Annotated in this window: 2 protein-coding genes; both read right to left on the bottom strand. The window is 38.9% G+C overall.

Annotation, left to right across the window (positions count from 1 at the left end; genetic code table 11):
* Positions 1 to 133: 133 nt before the first annotated feature.
* Positions 134 to 454: a hypothetical protein gene (locus E0E16_RS04330; protein ID WP_130829104.1), complete on the bottom strand. Its 321-nt coding sequence runs from the start codon at positions 452 to 454 to the stop codon at positions 134 to 136.
* Positions 455 to 461: 7 nt separating this feature from the next.
* A complete protein-coding gene (locus tag E0E16_RS04325) occupies positions 462 to 1,505 on the bottom strand; it encodes a hypothetical protein (RefSeq protein ID WP_130829102.1) in 1,044 nt (347 codons plus the stop codon).
* Positions 1,506 to 1,913: the final 408 nt, after the last annotated feature.

The raw sequence follows: 1,913 nt of genomic DNA, 5'->3' as shown, positions 1-1,913 counted from the left end.
TGGTCGAGAGATTTTATCAGCTGACCATATACCGGCTGTCCGAAGAAATGTGTACTTTTGCCCATGTTATCTGAGTTTGGAAACAAAAGCAAAGATAACAAAAAGGGCTGATACCTCGTGAGAAGTGTCAGCCCTAATTCATAAAAAATGTGGGATGTTTAGCGGACAGTAATAATATCATATCGCGAATAATCTGTAACCAGCGTTTATAGGCTTCATCCGAGTCACCATTAGCCAAAACACCGGGAACTCCTCCATACGGTCCCTTTACTGCTTTAAGAAAAGCATGGAGATGACGGGCTATGATACTTGCCAAGTGGTTATTTAGATTACAGATATCTTCGTAAGTAACACCAGCATATCCCTCATTCCACTTGGCAGGTTTCTCAGCCTGCTTACGCCATTTTGCTTGCTGATTTATCATCATTCGGGCGGTGGATTTCTTTATTTTCATTGTATTTTTATCTATTAAACATTAGTAGCGTAACCTCGGTTTCATGCACATCGCCTTCAGCCTGTCCATAGATAACACTACACGACAACAATTCTTCTACATGCTTCTTGAAGTTGTCTATTTCCAAAGAATTTGCAACTTGACCTTGCTTGAAAACAATGAAGGCAATGGCTTCCTTGAATTTGCCCACAGGTGGCAAGGCGCAATAATTGGCCATAGAGGTATAGAGATAATCCAAGGCATGCTCTATAAGAGGTGAGCGAAACCTTATACTTTCCCCATTTTTGACATGAAGCAGGTATTCGCAACTTCCCTTTGTGAATGAACTACCTGTCATCGTAAATAGATCGATTACAGCTTGCCGATTTCCCATCCTTTTTAGAAACTTCTTGCGTTTTTCCTGCCTATATGTGCGTTTCCGCTTGCTACGGTTCATCTTTTTGCCATACAGCTTGTTAAAAAACTTACTAAAAGGCATCCCGCTTGGAACAATATGTTCACGTCTTACTCTGCTTTCTTTATCTTTGGGGAGGAATGCGACAGGAGTTTGCCGCTTATATATACTGCTTTCAAGACTTTCCAAAGCAACCTCATATTTGTTGGAAGGTTTGGGTGGATTTAGGGCACGTTCGATGCGACTTTCCTCTTGATAATCAGACCAGTTATCATACGTTAATTGCCAAAGACATAAGGCGGCAAGAGTAGCAAGCGAAATAGTCTTATCTTTTGGCAAGACGAGTTCTAAGGATAAATTATATTCCCAACTACCCTCTAAATCGAAGGAAAGATCGATGTTGCCTTTGTCTGAATCATCATAGCAAATAACCTCCACTTCCTTGTGTACCGTAACTCCATTTTGCTGCATCTTGTCAATGTAGCTGTCTAATTGTCCACTTGGTTTTAGAAGTCTCAATCTGTCGTATGCTTCCCTGAACAAGTATAGATGTTCGACAAGGTCATTGCCGAAGACATCGTAAGTTTTCACGTAAGACTTTAATTGTGGACAAAGTTCCTCAAATGTAACTTGATTGAATAATTCTTTTATTGTCATATTTTTATTTTTCTGCAAAGTTAGCCTTTGGCTGGGCGAGAAAACGTTACACCAATATATAAATTACAAATTTCATTGCATTTGTATATCTTACCATCATAAAAATAGGCTTCTATTTAATTTTATCTATATAGTCGTCCCTTGAAAAGTAAATAACCTATTGATTATCAATAAAATAACCTTTCTATTATTTGTATATATCTACAAGTTTTTGTATCTTTGCATGGTAAAACCTTGCAAATCAACAATGTATAAATCTCCATCCAACACCCATCAGGTATCAATGTTTTGGGACTTGGCATCCATGCTCAATCCCACCCATCCAATGTATAAACTTGCCAATCTGATAAATTGGGAAACCTTTGAGCGTTCCTTTGCCCCCTTGTACTGTAAGGACAACGGACGCAT

This window comes from Prevotella rectalis, assembly GCF_900607215.1.
GTDB lineage: Bacteria > Bacteroidota > Bacteroidia > Bacteroidales > Bacteroidaceae > Prevotella > Prevotella brunnea.
This window is presented reverse-complemented; position numbering and strand designations above follow the sequence as displayed.

Coding starts and splice junctions, on each gene's coding strand:
- E0E16_RS04330 (WP_130829104.1), bottom strand. CDS start 454: ATGAAAATAAAGAAATCCACCGCCCGAATGATGATAAATCAGCAAGCA.
- E0E16_RS04325 (WP_130829102.1), bottom strand. CDS start 1,505: ATGACAATAAAAGAATTATTCAATCAAGTTACATTTGAGGAACTTTGT.